We start from the raw sequence: 15069 nt of genomic DNA, 5'->3' as shown, positions 1-15069 counted from the left end.
CGGAGGAGGAGCTTGGTATGAGCGAAGAGAAGCCTGCACAGGACCCTGTTGCCGAAGACGCGCGAATTGACGCGCTCGAACAGCGGCTTAAAGTCGCGCGCGAGCGAGAAGACGAGCGTAACAGGCCGCGGATTGCGGGTGCCGACGCGAATTACCGCAGCGGCAACCGTGCTCTGGCGGACTTGCTCGGCGGGATCCTTGGCGGTGTCGTGATCGGTTGGGTAGTCGACTACTTCGCCGGAACGATGCCATGGGGTCTGCTGGTGGGACTGTTCCTCGGAATAGTCGTCGCCTTCAGGAATATCATCAGGGCGGCAAACAAGCCGCCGGAATGAACCGCGCGCTCGCTCGGTTCAGCAATCGAACACAGGGCGAGGCGGGCACGAAGCCTGCAGCGCGCGAAAGCAGGGAAAGCCAGTCGTGGCAGCCGAACCGGCCAAAGTCGATCCGATGTACCAGTTCACGATCCAGCCGTTGTTCGGCTCGGAGGGCTGGGAGCTTGCGGGCTACAACATCGCGTTCACGAACTCGGCGCTGTGGATGGCAATCACGACGGTCGTGCTGTGGCTGTTCGTCCTTGGCGGGATGAAGCGCGAAGTCGTGCCCGGCCGCTGGCAGATGGCGGTCGAAAGCTTCACCGGCTTCATCGACGACATGCTGGAAGCCAATATCGGCAAGGCCGGGCGCAAATACGTGCCTTACATCTTCTCGCTGTTCATGTTCATCCTGTTTGCGAACGTGCTGGGCTTGGTTCCCTTTGGTGTCGTCGGCGTGCACCCGTTCACCTTCACCAGTCACTTTACGATTACCGGAGTGCTGGCGCTGCTTTCCTTCGGTATCGTGCTAGTCGTAGGCTTCCTCAAGCACGGACTGCACTTCCTGTCGCTTTTCGTACCGCAAGGCACACCCTGGTACATGGTGCCTCTGATTGCGCCGATCGAGTTCATCAGCTTCATGGTCCGCCCGTTCAGTCTGGCCCTGCGTCTGTTCGTCGCGATGATGGCAGGACACTTGCTGCTCGAAGTTCTCTCGACGTTCGTCATCAGCGGCGGGAATGCCGGCGCGGGCTATGGTCTGCTCGTAGGCGTTCCCACCTTCGTGCTGATGATCGGGATCTGCGCGCTGGAGATACTGGTGGCAGGAATCCAAGCTTACGTATTCGCACTTCTCAGCGCACTTTATATCAATGACGCCGAGAACCTTCACTAGGTCTTCATTCAACTCTCAAGAATTACTCAAACGAAAGGATTTTCTCATGGATATGGAAGCAGCCCGACTGCTTGGTGCCGGTCTCGCCGCAATTGGCGCAGGTCTTGCTTCGCTGGGCGTAGGCAACGTATTCGCAAAGTTCCTCGAAGGCGCGCTGCGCAATCCGGGTGCCGCCGACAGTCAGCAGGGACGTCTGTTCATCGGCTTCGCCGCCGCCGAACTTTTGGGTCTGCTCGCCTTCGTGATCGCGATCATCCTGATCTTCGTCGCCTGATCTTGGGTTCGCCTGTAGCGGTCAGCGGCTGCCTTACTTCGCACGTAAGATTCCTTCGCGCGAAGTCATTCAGCAAAGCTCCCTCACTACAGGCGTTTCCCTTTGTGTATGTCAATTAACGAGCGATCCGGTCCATGCCTCAGATAGCGCAACTCGCGGAAACCTTCTCGAGCCAGGTATTCTGGCTGTTGGTGTTCTTCGGCCTCGTCTTTTTTGTGGTCGGCCGCGGCATGGTTCCCAAAGTGACCGGAGCGGTAGAACTGCGCGACAGGCAGATCTCGGACGATCTTGCCGCCGCACAGACCGCGCGCGACAGGGCCGACGAGGAAGAGGAAGCCTGGCGCAAGCGTGAAAACGACAACCGCGCTGCAGCCCAGGCCTTGGTTGCCGATGCGAAGGCCAAAGCTGCTGCGGAGAACGAGCGCAAGCTCGCTGCCGAGCAGGAACGCCTCGATGCGAGGCTGGCGTCAGCGGAAGCGGATATTGCCGAAGCGCATAAATCGGCGCTTGCTGAAATCGAAGACGTGGCTGCGGAAGCGACGCAGGATATCGTGCAGCGTCTCGCGGGCGTTTCGGTCACGGCGGAAGCTGCACGGACCAAGGTAAAAGAGGCGTTGCATCATGGCTAATCCGCCGGAAGTTTTCACGACCGAAGCCGAAGAAGCGATGACCGAAGTCGGTCACGGTGCGGGCAAGCACGTCGAGCCTGAATTGTGGGGTCTTGCACCCTTCCAGATCGTATCGATCGCCATGCTTGTTCTGGTGCTTATCGCGGTCTGGAAGAAGGTGCCTTCTTTAATCACCGGCGGCCTCGACAAGCGGATTGCGGACATCCGCACGCAGCTCGACGAAGCCAAGAGCCTGCGCGCCGAAGCCGAGGCGCTGCGGGACGAATACTCGGCGAAGATCGCCAATGCCGAGAAAGATGCCGAAGCGATGCTCGTCAATGCGCGCTCCGAAGCCGACGCCATCACGGCGAAGGCGGAAAGCGACAGCGCGGCGATGATCGAACGGCGCAAGCGCATGGCGGAGGATACGATCTCTGCTGCGGAACGCGACGCGGTTGCCGATGTGCGTGCGAAGGCCGCTGCGGCCGCGGCCGCGGCGTCGCGTCAGCTGATTGCCGAGCGGCACGACGCCGAAGCCGATCGCCGGCTCGCTGATCAGGTGATCGCCGGGCTGTAAGCTGACCGACGCCGTTCGGGCACTGTCGAACTGATCGGGAACCGGATAGGCGCTCAAAGCGTGGACTCCTTGAATGAACAAGGAGTTTGCCTGTGCCCGTATCCGCCATTGCCATTAACTGCTCATTGAAGAAGTCGAGCGGCGAAGCCAGTTCGACCGACGCCATGATCGCCGTGCTGGAAGAGAAATTCGCCAAGCACGATGTGAAGATCTCCGGGACGCTTCGGATCGCCGACTACAATGTCCCGCCGGGCGTAACGTCGGACGAGGGCGAAGGCGACGACTGGCCCAAGCTTCGCGAAAAGATTCTCGCTCACGATATCCTCATTTTCGGAGGTCCTATCTGGATGGGCCAGATCGGATCGATCGCCAAACGGGTACTGGAGCGGATGGACGCGTTTCTTTCGGAGACCGACGACGCTGGGCGCATGCCGAGCTACGGCAAGGTGGCGGTGGCGGCGATCGTCGGGAACGAGGACGGCGCGCACTGGAGCAGTGCGCAGCTCTTCCAGTCACTCAACGATACGGGTTGGACGATCCCGGCGGTCGCAGCCTGCTATTGGGTGGGCGAGGCAATGCATGCGACCGATTTCAAGGATCTGGACGAGCGGCCGGACAAGGTCGATCAGACGGCCGGAATGGTCGCCGACAATGCGGCGCACCTCGCCAAACTGCTCAAGGACAGTAGCTATCCCGGACATAAGTAGGCTTTAGAATGCGTCTTTCGCCGCCCTGAGCGCGGCAAAGGTTTCGTGGGGTGCATTGCCGCCCCACTTCTCTTGGATCACGGGCTCGTCGGCACGCAGGAACGGATTGCATTCGAGTTCCCGCTTCAACTTGGTCGGGACCGTCGCTTCATCGCGTGCACGCTTAGCATCCACGTCGCTCGCATAAGCGCGGAGGGCCTCGTTATCCGGGTCTGCATGTAGCGCGAATGCCGCGTTGGCTTTTGTGTACTCGTGTGCGCAATACAGCACAGTCTCGGGCGGCAGGGCCTTGATGCGCTCGAGGCTTGCCCAGAACTGCTCAGCGGTGCCTTCGAACATGCGCCCGCAGCCCAAGGCGAACACGCTGTCGCCGACGAAGGCTATTTCGTCCTGCGGCAGATGATAGGCGATGTGGCCGGTGGTGTGGCCGCCGACGTCGATGACCTTCGCGTCATGCGCGCCAATGGAGACGCGGTCGCCGTCCGCAACGGTCCGGTCGATGCCGGCTATCCGGTCCGCCTCTGTCTGCGGAGCGACGATCGTGCAGCCAGTCGCATCCTTGATTGCCTCGTTCCCGCCCGCATGATCGGGATGCCAGTGCGTGTTCCATATCTGCGTGATCCGCCAACCCTTCGCTTCGGCCTCTCGCAGGATGACGTCAGCTTCCGGCGTGTCGATGCAGATCGTCTCGTCGCTATCGGGATCGTGGGCCAGAAAGCCGTAATTGTCCGAGAGGCAGGGGAACTGATGTATCTGAAGCATGTGAGCTAGCTTAGGTCATCGCGCCTCAACAGAAAAGGCCCGCCTGCCGGATCGACAAGCGGGCCTCTTTCTTAGCCGCTAAATGCGGTGCGTTACTTAGTCTTCGCTCTTCTTCAGCGCTTCGCCGAGGATGTCGCCCAGCGACGCACCCGAATCGGACGAACCGTACTGTTCGACGGCCTGCTTCTCTTCGGAGATCTGCAACGCCTTGATCGAGAAGTTCGGCTTCTTCGAACGATCGAACCCGGTAACCAGCGCGTCGACCTTCTGGCCGGTCTGGAAGCGGTCGGGACGCTGCTCGTCGCGGTCGCGGCCGAGGTCGCTGCGCTTGATGAAGCCGGTCGCACCGTCTTCGCCGACCTGAACTTCGAGGCCGCCATCGCGTACTTCGAGGACAGTGACAGTGACCGTCTGGCCGCGGCGCATGCTGCTGGCGTCTGCACCTTCAGCGGAAGGTGCACCCTTTTCGAGCTGCTTCATGCCGAGGCTGATGCGTTCCTTCTCCACGTCGACGTCGAGCACGACGGCTTCGACCTGCTCGCCCTTGCGGTGCAGTGCGAGCGCGTCTTCGCCGGAGATGCCCCAAGCGATGTCAGACATGTGGACCATGCCGTCGACGTCGCCTTCGAGCCCGATGAACAGACCGAATTCGGTCGCATTCTTGACTTCGCCCGAGACCTTCGATCCGACCGGGAACTTGTCCGCGAAATCATCCCACGGATTGCCTTGTGCCTGCTTGAGGCCGAGGCTGATGCGGCGCTTGTCCGAATCGACTTCGAGGATGACGACTTCGACTTCCTGGCTGGTCGAGACAATCTTGCCCGGATGGACGTTCTTCTTCGTCCAGCTCATTTCGGATACGTGGACCAGGCCTTCGATACCCGGTTCGAGCTCCACGAACGCACCGTATTCGGTGATGTTCGTGACCGTACCGGTGAACTTCGCGCCGACCGGATATTTCGCGGATACGCCGTCCCACGGATCGCTTTCGAGCTGCTTCATGCCGAGGCTGATGCGCTGCGTATCGCTGTTGATGCGGATGATCTGCACGGTCAGCGTCTGGCCAATCTCGATCATTTCGCTCGGGTGATTGACGCGCTTGTAGCTCATGTCGGTGACATGGAGCAGGCCGTCGATACCGCCGAGATCGACGAATGCGCCGTAATCGGTGATGTTCTTGACGACGCCGTCGATGACCTGGTTTTCAGCCAGCTGGTCGATGAGTTCGCTGCGCTGTTCGGCGCGCGTTTCCTCGAGCACGGCACGGCGCGAGACGACGATATTGCCGCGGCGGCGATCCATCTTGAGGATCTGGAAGGGCTGCGGCATGTCCATTAGCGGCGTGACATCGCGCACGGGGCGAATATCGACCTGGCTGCCGGGCAGGAAGGCTACCGCGCCGTCGAGATCGACGGTAAAGCCGCCTTTGACACGGCCGAAAATACGGCCTTCGACGCGCTTGCCTTCGCCGAATTCGCTTTCGAGCTTGTCCCACGCGGCCTCGCGGCGGGCACGGTCACGCGACAGCATCGCTTCGCCGTCGGCATTTTCGACCCGGTCCACGAAGACTTCGACTTCGTCGCCGACCGAAAGGCCGTGGTCGTCTTCGCCGCGGGCGAATTCCTTCAGGGGGATGCGGCCTTCGCTCTTGAGGCCGACATCGACGAGCGCCGCACCGCCTTCGATCGCGGTCACGGTGCCCTTTACGACGCGGCCTTCGAAACCGCCGTCGTCGGCATTGCCGAGTTGTTCGTTGAGAAGCGCTTCGAAATCGTCGCGCGTGGGATTGGCTGCAGTTGCCATAGGTTTAAAAAGTCCTGTTCGTTGATTTTCCGGCCACCGGTTTTACCGGGGTCTTTTCTCCATCGCGGGCGGAATTGCTGCGATGGGCCAAGCGGGCCGTATTCCCCGCAGCGCCGTATGCATCTGCGAAGGTTCCTTCAATCAAGGAGATTGCGAGAACGGCGGGCTGATACGCTCGCACCCGCCTGAAAGCAAGGGTTTTGCGCTCTACAGCGCTCGCTGCGAGGCCCACATGCGAAAGGCCGAACCCATGAGGGTCCGGCCTATCAATTCGTAGCAGTTAAACTGACGCGATTACATGGTTTCGGCTTCGGTCATTCCGGCTTCCATGTTCTCGTCTTGCATGGAGTTCTCGTCCTTCCAGATGCGCATTGCATCCACGCTAACGTCGGCCATTAGACCTTCGGCGTTGAAGACATAGAGCATGGCGTTCTCGCCGGTCGCTTCGGCTGCGGCATTGGCGTCGGCGTTAGCGATAACGAGCGCGCTTTCGGCACCGATGCTCCATTCGCCGTCGTCCTGTACTTCCTGAACTGCTGCAGCGTCAGGGAGCTTGAAGACGTAGGATGCTGCAGAAACGCCAGCTTGAAGGCCGATGCTCGCTTCGCCCATGTTGAAATAGTCGACGACCTGGCCGTTCTGGATAAGCGCGCCTTCGCCGCCTTCACCGCCGATACCCAGTGCAACCGACGTCACGTCAGGGAATACGAGATAGCCTGCGGGCGAACCTTCGGCACAGGTCGGCTCGACCTGCTGGCACTGCTGCAGCGCCGCCAGCGCCTTGGTATCGAGAGTTGCGTCATCGCTCATCGCGCCGGTTTCTGCGGGCGTCGTTTCGGCGTTTTCGGTTTCGGCAGGTTCCTGCGAACAAGCAGCAAGTGCGCCGGCAAGGACTATGATCGGAATGTACTTCATATGGAATAACTCCCCTGATTGTTGCGATGCGATTGCACCATCAACAAGCCCAACTTTTGCCACAATTACTTGTTCCGAGAAAGATCAGTCTCTCAATTCTTTCCGCGCGTTTTCAACGGCTGCAATAGCTGCAGCAATCGCCTCGTCCTTACCGAGTTCCGACGTGTCGAGAACGTAGGCGTCGGTTGCCGCGACCAGGGGTGCTTCGCTGCGGTTGCGATCGCGCTCATCGCGCCGTTCGAGGTCGGCGTGAACTGCGGTAAGGGGTACATCGACGCCGCGGTCCTGCATCTCGCGGTGGCGTCTTGCCGCCCGCGCATCCACGCTGGCAGTAACGAACAGTTTCACCTGCGCGTCCGGTGCGATGACCGTCCCGATGTCGCGGCCGTCGAGTACGGCGCCACCCTCCTGCACAGCGAAGGCCCGCTGCCGGTCGAACAGGGCAGAGCGCACTTCGCGGTGAACCGAAACCCTGCTGGCGAGACCGCCGGTGGCCTCGTCGCGAAGCGAACTGTCGCGCAGCATCCTGTCTTCGAATCCGCACGCAGCGAGCGCGTCGAACGCATTGTCGGGATCGCCTCCGTTGAGGAACACCTGCCGCCCGACCGCTCGGTACAGAAGACCGGTATCGAGGTGAGGCAGCCCAAAATGTTCGGCAAGCGCCTTGGCGATCGTGCCTTTGCCGCTGGCCGTTGGTCCGTCGACCGCGATGATCATGCTTCGCGCTCCTGTAGTTTGCGTCCGCTCCGGAAAGCCTTTGCGAGCCCGAAGATGGCGATCGCTGCCCAGAACCCTTCGAGCACCAGGCTCGGCCAATTGGTATGGACGATAAGCGATACGGTAAGGAGGGCTGCCCCCATCAGGTTCGTACCGTGCAGAATGAAGGGGTTCGGCTTCTCGCTTAAGGTAAGGTAGGCGTATGCGGCGATGATGCAGGCCGTCCCGACAAAGCCGACCATGCTGGCCCAATCGAGTTCGTTCACGATGCCGCCTCCTTTAATAGGTCGAGGAAGCCCGGAAAACTCGTCGCGATCGGCTCGGCGCTGTCCACCTCGACCCCGTTCTCGCTGACGCATCCCGCTACGGCCATGCTCATCGCTATCCGGTGGTCCAGCTGCGTCGCCACCGGTCCGCCGCCGGGCAGGGTAGCGCCGCCGGTGCCGTGAATGGTGAGCCCGTCCTCGGCTTCCTCGACGTTTGCGCCTATCAGGCGCAGCGCATCGGCCATCGCGGTGAGGCGGTCGCTTTCCTTCACGCGCAGTTCCTCGAGCCCGCTGGTACGAGTCGTCCCGTTTGCCAGCGCCGCCGCCACGAAGAGAACGGGAAACTCGTCGATCATGCTTGGTGCAACCGCCGGATCGACGTCGATACCGGTAAGCGAAGCGTGCCGCACACGGACATCGGCGACCGGTTCACCGCCGACCTCGCGCGTTTCGAGCCGCTCGATATTAGCGCCCATCTGTTCGAGTACTCGGTAGATACCGTCGCGGGTTGGGTTGAGGCCGACATTCTCGATAACGAGGTCGCTTCCCGGCACGATACTGGCCGCAACCGCGAAGAATGCGGCAGAAGACGGATCTCCCGGAACGGTAAGCGTCTGCGGTTTGAGGTCCGCTTCGCCGCGCAGCCGGATATGGCGTTCGCCGCCGACTTCCTCGACTTCGATGTCTGCGCCGAAACCTTTCAGCATCCGCTCCGAATGGTCGCGCGTCGGGACAGGTTCAATCACCGTCGTAATGCCCGGCGTGTTGAGCCCCGCGAGAAGGATGGCGCTCTTGACCTGTGCGCTCGCCACCGGGAGCCGGTAAGTGATGGGGACCGGCGTCTCCGCGCCCTCCATCATCAGCGGCAGCGTGCCGCCGGGCGAGGGGGTAAAGGTGGCTCCGATCTCGGACAACGGATCGATCACGCGTCCCATGGGACGTCTGGATAAGCTCGCATCGCCGGTGAAGACGGCGGTGATCGCATGGCTGGCGAGGAGGCCCATGAGCAGCCGCGTGGACGTGCCGCTGTTGCCCATGTCGAGCGCACCGGCGGGTTGCAGCAGCCCCCCAACGCCGACGCCTCGGACCAGCCACGTCCCGTCATCGCTGCGGTCCACCGCCGCGCCCATTGCGCGCATGGCGGCGGCGGTTGCGAGCACGTCTTCGCCTTCCAGCAGCCCGCTGATACGGGTTTCGCCTACAGCGAGCGCGCCGAGCATGATCGCGCGGTGGCTGATCGACTTGTCGCCGGGTACGCGAATGCGCCCCGTAAGCGGGCCGGAAGGCAGGAAGCGGTGAGCGGTCACGAAGTCTCGCAGGCTGTGAAAAGGAGGGAGGGCGGGAAAGCCCAAGCGCTTTGACAGCGCGAATACAGTCTGGCAAGGCGCGCCCGCAGTTGATTCCCGGCCTTCGGGATCCCATTATATCGCTAGAAGTTTCTTCGCCCCCTGCTGCAAGGCCGGGGCGCGGCAAATCAAGGATTACTCATGGTCAAACCGGAATGGGGCACGAAGCGTGAATGCCCGAAATGCGGCACGCGCTTCTACGATCTGAACAAGGACGATCCCGTCACCTGCATCGAATGCGGCGAGGAATGGAGCCCGGAGCCGGTGCTGAAGTCCAAGCAGCCTATACCGTTCGAGGACGAAGACAAAAAGAAGAAGGACGCGGAGGCCGATAGCGATCTTGCCGACGACGATCTAGAAGATATCGACGAGGACGACGATTCTCCGGATAACGAAGTCGATCTTGGCGGCGACGACGACCTTGGCGTGAGCAAGGGCAAGGGCGACGACGAGAAGGACGACGAGTAGGGGATCGGGGTGCGCCGCTCGATGCCGTGAGGGCAGAGCGGTGCACCCATAAAACTCTTGCAAATGCGCTGCCCTCTTCATAAAGGCGCGCATTCCGGTGATCGGACGGATTGCCGGGAAAATGGTTACGGGGCCTTAGCTCAGCTGGGAGAGCGCAACACTGGCAGTGTTGAGGTCAGCGGTTCGATCCCGCTAGGCTCCACCATTTACCGCTTCGCAGCGGCAAGATAGGTTACAGACGCGCTAGATATAGCGTAAAGACAGAAGCCGAAGCATTCGCTTCGCACGCTGGCTGACGAGGTTTCGTCCGCCGGCGTTTTTGGCATTTGGCTGCGTCAGGGCGCGGCCCGGTAGGAGACGCAGGCCATGTTCGACAATTTGTCCGACCGTCTTGGCGGCGTTTTCGACCGGCTGCGCGGCCGCGGTGCACTCAGTGAAGCCGATGTCCGCGAGGCGATGCGCGAAGTCCGCGTGGCCCTTCTCGAAGCGGACGTGGCCCTGCCTGTGGTCCGGCGCTTTATCGATGCAGTCACGGAAAAGGCGATCGGCCAGGATGTCCTGCGTTCGGTCACGCCGGGGCAGCAGGTCGTCAAGATCGTTGACGACGAGCTCGTGGAGATGCTTGGCGGTGAAGGGCACGAAGGGCTGAAGCTCGACGTCAAACCGCCGGCGGTGGTGATGATGGTCGGCCTGCAGGGCTCGGGTAAGACGACCACCACTGCCAAGATCGCGAAGTACCTGAAGGAAAAGCACGGCAAGAAGGCCATGATGGCCTCGCTCGACGTGCAGCGTCCGGCCGCGCAGGAACAGCTCAAGGTGCTCGGCGAACAAGCCGATGTCGCCACCTTGCCGATCGTCGTGGGGCAGCAACCGGTCGATATTGCGCGGCGCGCGCTGGAAGCGAGCCGTCTACAGAGCTTCGACGTGCTGATGCTCGATACCGCGGGCCGTCTCCATGTCGACGAAGCGTTGATGGCGGAGATGAACGCGGTGGCGCAGGTCGCTTCGCCCGCCGAAGTCCTGCTCGTGGTCGATTCGCTCACCGGCCAGGACGCGGTTAACGTTGCGCAGAGCTTCTCCGGGGAGGTGCCGCTCACGGGTGTTGTCCTCACCCGGATGGACGGCGATGCGCGCGGCGGCGCGGCGCTATCGATGCGCCACGTTACCGGGAAACCGATCAAGTTCGCAGGCACGGGCGAGAAACTCGATGCGCTCGAAGCCTTCGATCCCAAGCGCGTTGCCGGCCGCATCCTCGGCATGGGCGACGTGGTCAGCCTGGTCGAGAAGGCCGCGGCGACGATCAAGGAAGAAGACGCCGAAGCGCTCGCCAAACGCATGGCGAAGGGTCAGTTCGACCTCAACGACCTGCGGATGCAGCTCCAGCAGATGAACCAGATGGGCGGACTGGGCATGCTCGCCGGAATGCTGCCGGGCATGAAGAAGGCCAAGGCTGCGCTCCAGCAGAGCGGTATGGACGACCGGGTGCTGCTGCACATGGATGCGATCATCGGCTCGATGACCGCCAAGGAGCGGTCCAATCCGGCACTGCTCAATGCCAAGCGCAAGCGGCGCGTTGCGGCCGGGTCGGGGACGGAGGTTCAGGACGTGAACCGCCTCCTGAAGATGCACCAGGAAATGGGCCGCGCGATGAAGCAGATCAAGAAGATGGGCGGCCTGAAGGGGCTAGGGGCCTTGTTCGGCAAGGGCGGCATGGACGCCGCGATGCCGGGGCTCGGCGGGATGGGCGGCCAAGGCGGATTGCCGCCGGGCCTGCCTGGGCTCGGCGGTCCGAAGAAGAAATAAGATCAGTAAATCAGCTTAGTTATTTGTTTTGGAAAGGTAATCTATCATGGCAATTGCACTTCGTCTCTCGCGCGGCGGCGCGAAGAAGCGTCCTTACTACCGCATCGTGGCTGCCGACAGCCGCAAGCCGCGCGACGGCAAATATCTCGAGCAGATCGGCACCTATAACCCGCTGCTCGCCAAGGACGACGAAAACCGCGTGAAGCTCAACGAAGACCGCGCACGCTACTGGATCGGCGTCGGCGCGCAGCCTTCGGACCGCGTCGCCCGTTTCCTCGATGCAGCCGGCATCCGTGAGCGCGAAGCGCGCAACAACCCGAACAAGGCGAAGCCGGGCGAAAAGGCAACCGAGCGCGCTGAAGAGAAAGCCGCGAAGGCTGCCGAAGCCGAGGAAGCTGCAAAGGCTGCCGAGGAAGAAGCGAAGAACGCTCCGGCTGACGATGCTGCCGAGACCACTTCGGAATCGACCGAGGAAAGCAGCGACGCTCCTGCCGAAGGCAGCGAGGAAGTTGTGGACGAGGCACTCGAAGAGAAAATCGGCGAAGACAAGACCGAAGGCTAAGGGCCAATGGCATCGGACAAGCCCGTCACTCTGGCCGCCGTCACCGGCGCGCACGGGGTGGCGGGTGAAGTTCGTCTGAAGCTGCTGGGCGAGAGCGTCGACGCGCTATCGCAGCATCGCAGCTTCAATGACGGCGTGCTGACGCTGGTCAAAGTCCGCTCCGACAAGAAGGGCGGGGCGATTGCGCGCTTTGCCGAGATCGCGGACCGCGGCGCGGCGGAAAAGCTGCGCGGCGAAGTGCTGACCGTCCCTCGCGGCGAGCTACCTGCGCTCAAAGAAGGCGAATTCTACCACGCCGACCTGATCGGTCTTCCGGTCGTCACCGATCAAGGAGAAGCAGTCGGCACGGTCATCGCGGTCGAGAACTTCGGCGCAACCGACATCATCGAGATCGAGCGCCAACCCCCACCGGAAAAGGGCACGAAAACCTTCATGGTCCCGCTAACCGAAGAGGCGGTGCCGGGATGGGACGATGAGCGACTGATAATCGCTACCGATTTCATCAGTTAGACAATGAAAGAAGGTTGCTATCGGCTAGGGGACTATAACGCTTGCAGTATGCCACCGCCCGCGCCGGTGGAACATACCGGCATTAAATTCGATGCGCTCTTGTTCCTGTTCACATCCGGTCTTTTTGCTGTGCCGTTGATGCTGCTGACATTGGGAATGGCGGTGGTCGCGTCGCGCAAAGTGCAAACACTTACGTTTGCGAAGCTGTTAGAAGCATGGCTGGTGCCGCCAAGCCTCCTAACAGGGGTCATCCTGATTTCCGAAATTGCTGATCGCGGATTTGAGAGTGTATTGGCTTATCTCGCTAGTGCCAAAGGCATGGTCGAAATACTTCCGCTCATTCCTGCCTTTTACCTAGCGTCATTTTTGGCCACGTTTTCGTATTATCGCTTCCGAGGCCGTCACTCTGTAAAAGATCGACCGCAAGAATGACTATTCCCACCGCGTGCGCGGATTGATCAACGCTTCAGCGACCGCCGTTCGGCTAGTTCATTGCGGATGGTCGTGGCGGCGACGCCTGCCTGGCCCATCGCGTGGCTGATCTGATCAAGGCCGAGCACGACGTCACCTGCCGCGAACAGGCCGGGGACGCTGGTGCGCATGTGATCGTCGACTTCGAGGCAGCCTTCTTCGGTCGCCTTCGCTCCGGCGCCGACGGCCAGATCGCTGCGAATGATCGAACCGAGCGCCGGGTAGATGCTGTCGAAGCGTAGCGTTCCATCCGCGACGGTAACCGCGATGCTCTCCCCTTCGAGAGCGTAGTCGCCGCATGGGCCATCAACCCGTTTCACGCCGTGCCCATCCAGTTTGTCGAGGCACTCCTGGTCGAGATCGTGCTCCGCGTCGGGCGAGATCAGCATGATATCGTTCGTGAAACCGCGCAGGAAGATGGCTTCCTTCATACCGTGGTCACTCGTGCCGATAACGCCGACGCGCTTATCGGTCACTTCGTACCCGTCGCAGATTGGGCAATAGCGCAGCAGCCCTCGTTTCAGCGCTTCGTCATGCAGTGCATCATCCATGCCCGGCGGATGGCGGTTGAAAACGCCGGTTGCGAGCAGCACGGTTCGCGCTTCGAAACACGCGTTCCCGGTAACGACAGTAAAGCTACCGTCCTGCGGTTCGATCCGCTCGGCTCGAACTTCTTCGCGTAGTGCCCCATATTTCTCGGCTTGCTCTCGCATCCGAGCGAGCAAGTCCGTGCCCTTGATACCTTCCGGAAAGCCGGCGTGGTTGTGTGTCGTCGGGATGAGCGCAGCGCGGCTCGTACCGCAGTCGAGAATACGCACGGAAAGGTGGAAGCGGGCGAGATAGATCGCCGCTGTCAGCCCGGCCGGTCCGCCGCCGATGATGATGCAGTCGTCGATGGTCTTGCGCCTTTCGTCCTACCCGACCATTGGCAGGTCATGAGTTTCGCCGCTACCGTCCTTACGCTTTATCCGGAAATGTTTCCCGGTCCGCTCGGCTATTCGCTGGCCGGAAAAGCACTGGAACGGGGTGACTGGTCGCTCGAAGCCGTACAGATCCGCGACTTTGCTACGGATAAACATCGCAATGTCGACGATACGCCGGCCGGCGGCGGGGCAGGAATGGTTTTGAAAGCGGACGTGCTCGGTGCTGCCATTGCGAGCGTGGCCGACCAGCGGCCGATACTTGCCATGACGCCGCGCGGCACACCGATAGCGCAGGCTCGCGTCCGGGACGTTGCTGCCGGGCCCGGTGCAGTCATTCTGTGCGGGCGGTTCGAAGGCTATGACGAGCGCATCTTCGAGGCTTTCCCGCAGGTCGAACAGGTCAGTCTCAGCGATGTCGTCCTGTCCGGCGGAGAGCCCGCCGCGATCGCCATACTCGACGCTTGCATTCGCCTGCTTCCCGGCGTAATGGGCGCGGCTTCAAGCGGTATCGAGGAATCCTTCGAACAAGGCCTTCTCGAATATCCGCAATACACCCGACCTCAGACATGGGAAGGGCGCACGATCCCCGAAGTGCTGCGATCGGGGGATCATGCGAAGATCGCTGCTTGGCGCAAGGCAAGGAGCGAGGACGACACTCGGTTACGCAGGCCGGACCTTTGGGAGCGTTACAGTGACGCTCGGGACCGACCTGCCTCTGGCGCGCGGCAAACAAACGAAGGACCAGGGTCATGAACCTGATTCAACAGCTCGAAGCAGAAGCCATCGAAGCGCTCGGCACGGGCAAGGACATTCCGGAATTCCGCGCTGGCGACACCATCCGTGTCGGCGTGCGCGTGGTCGAAGGCGACCGCACCCGCACACAAAACTTCGAAGGCGTGTGCATCGCGCGTTCGAACCGCGGCATCAACAGCAATTTCACCGTTCGCAAGATGAGCTTCGGCGAAGGCGTGGAGCGTGTATTCCCGCTCTACTCGCCCAATGTCGAAAGCATCGACGTGGTTCGCCGCGGCATCGTGCGCCGGGCGAAGCTCTACTATCTGCGTGGCCGCACCGGTAAGCGTGCGCGTATCGCCGAACGCCGGGACAACGCTCCCAAAAAGTAAGCTGCGTTATAGACGCATTGACGA

Annotated in this window: 20 protein-coding genes and 1 tRNA gene; 14 read left to right on the top strand and 7 right to left on the bottom strand. The window is 61.5% G+C overall.

The window, feature by feature from the left end; genetic code table 11:
- Positions 1-17 precede the first annotated feature (17 nt).
- From HUV48_RS03125 to HUV48_RS03100, 6 genes are all read left to right on the top strand, one after another.
- Positions 18-335: an AtpZ/AtpI family protein gene (locus HUV48_RS03125; RefSeq protein ID WP_176266297.1), complete on the top strand. Its 318-nt coding sequence runs from the start codon at positions 18-20 to the stop codon at positions 333-335.
- 85 nt (positions 336-420) lie between these two features.
- Entirely contained in the window at positions 421-1209 is a 789-nt protein-coding gene (locus HUV48_RS03120; protein ID WP_176266296.1) for a F0F1 ATP synthase subunit A, read from the top strand.
- Between the two features lie 46 nt (positions 1210-1255).
- Positions 1256-1483, top strand: coding sequence for a F0F1 ATP synthase subunit C (locus HUV48_RS03115; RefSeq protein WP_176266295.1), 228 nt, complete (start codon positions 1256-1258; stop codon positions 1481-1483).
- 134 nt (positions 1484-1617) lie between these two features.
- Positions 1618-2112, top strand: coding sequence for a F0F1 ATP synthase subunit B family protein (locus HUV48_RS03110; RefSeq protein WP_176266294.1), 495 nt, complete (start codon positions 1618-1620; stop codon positions 2110-2112).
- Positions 2105-2668 carry a F0F1 ATP synthase subunit B family protein gene (locus HUV48_RS03105; RefSeq protein WP_176266293.1) on the top strand — a complete coding sequence of 188 codons (564 nt, stop codon included), beginning with the start codon at positions 2105-2107 and terminating at the stop codon, positions 2666-2668. Before HUV48_RS03110 ends, HUV48_RS03105 begins: the two co-directional genes overlap by 8 nt.
- Positions 2669-2760: 92 nt before the next feature.
- A complete protein-coding gene (locus HUV48_RS03100; RefSeq protein WP_176266292.1) occupies positions 2761-3375 on the top strand; it encodes a flavodoxin family protein in 615 nt (204 codons plus the stop codon).
- A 3-nt stretch (positions 3376-3378) separates the two neighbouring features.
- On the opposite strand, the gene gloB is transcribed toward HUV48_RS03100, so the two are convergent.
- The 6 genes from gloB to aroA all read right to left on the bottom strand — a co-directional run bounded on the left by gloB (position 3379) and on the right by aroA (position 9145).
- Positions 3379-4137 carry a hydroxyacylglutathione hydrolase gene (gene gloB / locus HUV48_RS03095; RefSeq protein WP_176266291.1) on the bottom strand — a complete coding sequence of 253 codons (759 nt, stop codon included), beginning with the start codon at positions 4135-4137 and terminating at the stop codon, positions 3379-3381.
- Between the two features lie 96 nt (positions 4138-4233).
- Positions 4234-5940, bottom strand: coding sequence for a 30S ribosomal protein S1 (gene rpsA / locus HUV48_RS03090; RefSeq protein WP_176266290.1), 1707 nt, complete (start codon positions 5938-5940; stop codon positions 4234-4236).
- Between the two features lie 294 nt (positions 5941-6234).
- Complete coding sequence (locus HUV48_RS03085) at positions 6235-6855, bottom strand: YSC84-related protein (RefSeq protein WP_176266289.1); 621 nt, start codon at positions 6853-6855, stop codon at positions 6235-6237.
- Between the two features lie 84 nt (positions 6856-6939).
- Positions 6940-7572: a (d)CMP kinase gene (locus HUV48_RS03080; RefSeq protein ID WP_176266288.1), complete on the bottom strand. Its 633-nt coding sequence runs from the start codon at positions 7570-7572 to the stop codon at positions 6940-6942.
- Positions 7569-7814, bottom strand: coding sequence for a CBU_0592 family membrane protein (locus tag HUV48_RS03075; RefSeq protein ID WP_176266681.1), 246 nt, complete (start codon positions 7812-7814; stop codon positions 7569-7571). Before HUV48_RS03075 ends, HUV48_RS03080 begins: the two co-directional genes overlap by 4 nt.
- Before the next feature lie 20 nt (positions 7815-7834).
- Entirely contained in the window at positions 7835-9145 is a 1311-nt protein-coding gene (gene aroA / locus HUV48_RS03070) for a 3-phosphoshikimate 1-carboxyvinyltransferase (protein WP_176266287.1), read from the bottom strand.
- Positions 9146-9325: 180 nt separating this feature from the next.
- Between aroA and HUV48_RS03065 the strand changes: the two genes are divergently transcribed.
- The 6 genes from HUV48_RS03065 (at position 9326) to HUV48_RS03040 (ending at position 12959) form a co-directional block, all read left to right on the top strand.
- On the top strand, positions 9326-9652 hold the full coding sequence (locus HUV48_RS03065) for a TIGR02300 family protein (RefSeq protein ID WP_176266286.1): 327 nt from the start codon (positions 9326-9328) through the stop codon (positions 9650-9652).
- Positions 9653-9781: 129 nt separating this feature from the next.
- Positions 9782-9857 (top strand) — tRNA-Ala (locus HUV48_RS03060).
- Positions 9858-10018: 161 nt separating this feature from the next.
- Positions 10019-11455, top strand: a complete 1437-nt coding sequence (gene ffh, locus HUV48_RS03055; protein ID WP_176266285.1) for a signal recognition particle protein — start codon at positions 10019-10021, stop codon at positions 11453-11455.
- A gap of 46 nt (positions 11456-11501) precedes the next feature.
- Positions 11502-12017 carry a 30S ribosomal protein S16 gene (rpsP, locus tag HUV48_RS03050; protein WP_176266284.1) on the top strand — a complete coding sequence of 172 codons (516 nt, stop codon included), beginning with the start codon at positions 11502-11504 and terminating at the stop codon, positions 12015-12017.
- Between the two features lie 6 nt (positions 12018-12023).
- Positions 12024-12527, top strand: coding sequence for a ribosome maturation factor RimM (rimM, locus tag HUV48_RS03045; protein ID WP_176266283.1), 504 nt, complete (start codon positions 12024-12026; stop codon positions 12525-12527).
- A 66-nt stretch (positions 12528-12593) separates the two neighbouring features.
- Positions 12594-12959 carry a hypothetical protein gene (locus HUV48_RS03040; RefSeq protein WP_176266282.1) on the top strand — a complete coding sequence of 122 codons (366 nt, stop codon included), beginning with the start codon at positions 12594-12596 and terminating at the stop codon, positions 12957-12959.
- A gap of 26 nt (positions 12960-12985) precedes the next feature.
- Here the strand turns inward: HUV48_RS03040 and HUV48_RS03035 are convergent, their stop codons facing one another.
- Positions 12986-13894 (bottom strand): NAD(P)/FAD-dependent oxidoreductase, encoded by a 909-nt coding sequence (locus tag HUV48_RS03035; RefSeq protein ID WP_176266680.1) that lies wholly within the window; start codon positions 13892-13894, stop codon positions 12986-12988.
- Between the two features lie 39 nt (positions 13895-13933).
- Between HUV48_RS03035 and trmD the strand changes: the two genes are divergently transcribed.
- Both trmD and rplS read left to right on the top strand, forming a co-directional pair.
- The gene (trmD, locus tag HUV48_RS03030) at positions 13934-14674 is read left to right on the top strand and encodes a tRNA (guanosine(37)-N1)-methyltransferase TrmD (protein WP_176266281.1); all 741 of its coding nucleotides are present in this window, start codon (positions 13934-13936) and stop codon (positions 14672-14674) included.
- Entirely contained in the window at positions 14671-15045 is a 375-nt protein-coding gene (gene rplS, locus HUV48_RS03025; protein WP_176266280.1) for a 50S ribosomal protein L19, read from the top strand. The genes trmD and rplS overlap by 4 nt, the downstream gene beginning before the upstream one ends.
- The last annotated feature ends 24 nt before the right edge of the window (positions 15046-15069 follow it).

This window comes from Qipengyuania atrilutea, from assembly GCF_013370205.1.
Taxonomy (GTDB): Bacteria; Pseudomonadota; Alphaproteobacteria; order Sphingomonadales; family Sphingomonadaceae; genus Actirhodobacter; species Actirhodobacter atriluteus.
The sequence above is the reverse complement of the archived record's forward strand: the minus strand, read 5'-3'. Positions and strand labels throughout refer to the sequence as shown.

What these genes read in the sequence shown, in the direction of transcription:
- HUV48_RS03075 (WP_176266681.1), bottom strand. Translation starts at nt 7,814, where the DNA reads ATGGTCGGCTTTGTCGGGACGGCCTGCATCATCGCCGCATACGCCTAC.
- HUV48_RS03110 (WP_176266294.1), top strand. Translation starts at nt 1,618, where the DNA reads ATGCCTCAGATAGCGCAACTCGCGGAAACCTTCTCGAGCCAGGTATTC.
- gloB (WP_176266291.1), bottom strand. Translation starts at nt 4,137, where the DNA reads ATGCTTCAGATACATCAGTTCCCCTGCCTCTCGGACAATTACGGCTTT.
- HUV48_RS03065 (WP_176266286.1), top strand. Translation starts at nt 9,326, where the DNA reads ATGGTCAAACCGGAATGGGGCACGAAGCGTGAATGCCCGAAATGCGGC.
- trmD (WP_176266281.1), top strand. Translation starts at nt 13,934, where the DNA reads ATGAGTTTCGCCGCTACCGTCCTTACGCTTTATCCGGAAATGTTTCCC.
- HUV48_RS03085 (WP_176266289.1), bottom strand. Translation starts at nt 6,855, where the DNA reads ATGAAGTACATTCCGATCATAGTCCTTGCCGGCGCACTTGCTGCTTGT.
- HUV48_RS03105 (WP_176266293.1), top strand. Translation starts at nt 2,105, where the DNA reads ATGGCTAATCCGCCGGAAGTTTTCACGACCGAAGCCGAAGAAGCGATG.
- HUV48_RS03080 (WP_176266288.1), bottom strand. Translation starts at nt 7,572, where the DNA reads ATGATCATCGCGGTCGACGGACCAACGGCCAGCGGCAAAGGCACGATC.
- rimM (WP_176266283.1), top strand. Translation starts at nt 12,024, where the DNA reads ATGGCATCGGACAAGCCCGTCACTCTGGCCGCCGTCACCGGCGCGCAC.
- rpsA (WP_176266290.1), bottom strand. Translation starts at nt 5,940, where the DNA reads ATGGCAACTGCAGCCAATCCCACGCGCGACGATTTCGAAGCGCTTCTC.
- HUV48_RS03125 (WP_176266297.1), top strand. Translation starts at nt 18, where the DNA reads ATGAGCGAAGAGAAGCCTGCACAGGACCCTGTTGCCGAAGACGCGCGA.
- rpsP (WP_176266284.1), top strand. Translation starts at nt 11,502, where the DNA reads ATGGCAATTGCACTTCGTCTCTCGCGCGGCGGCGCGAAGAAGCGTCCT.
- HUV48_RS03115 (WP_176266295.1), top strand. Translation starts at nt 1,256, where the DNA reads ATGGATATGGAAGCAGCCCGACTGCTTGGTGCCGGTCTCGCCGCAATT.
- ffh (WP_176266285.1), top strand. Translation starts at nt 10,019, where the DNA reads ATGTTCGACAATTTGTCCGACCGTCTTGGCGGCGTTTTCGACCGGCTG.
- rplS (WP_176266280.1), top strand. Translation starts at nt 14,671, where the DNA reads ATGAACCTGATTCAACAGCTCGAAGCAGAAGCCATCGAAGCGCTCGGC.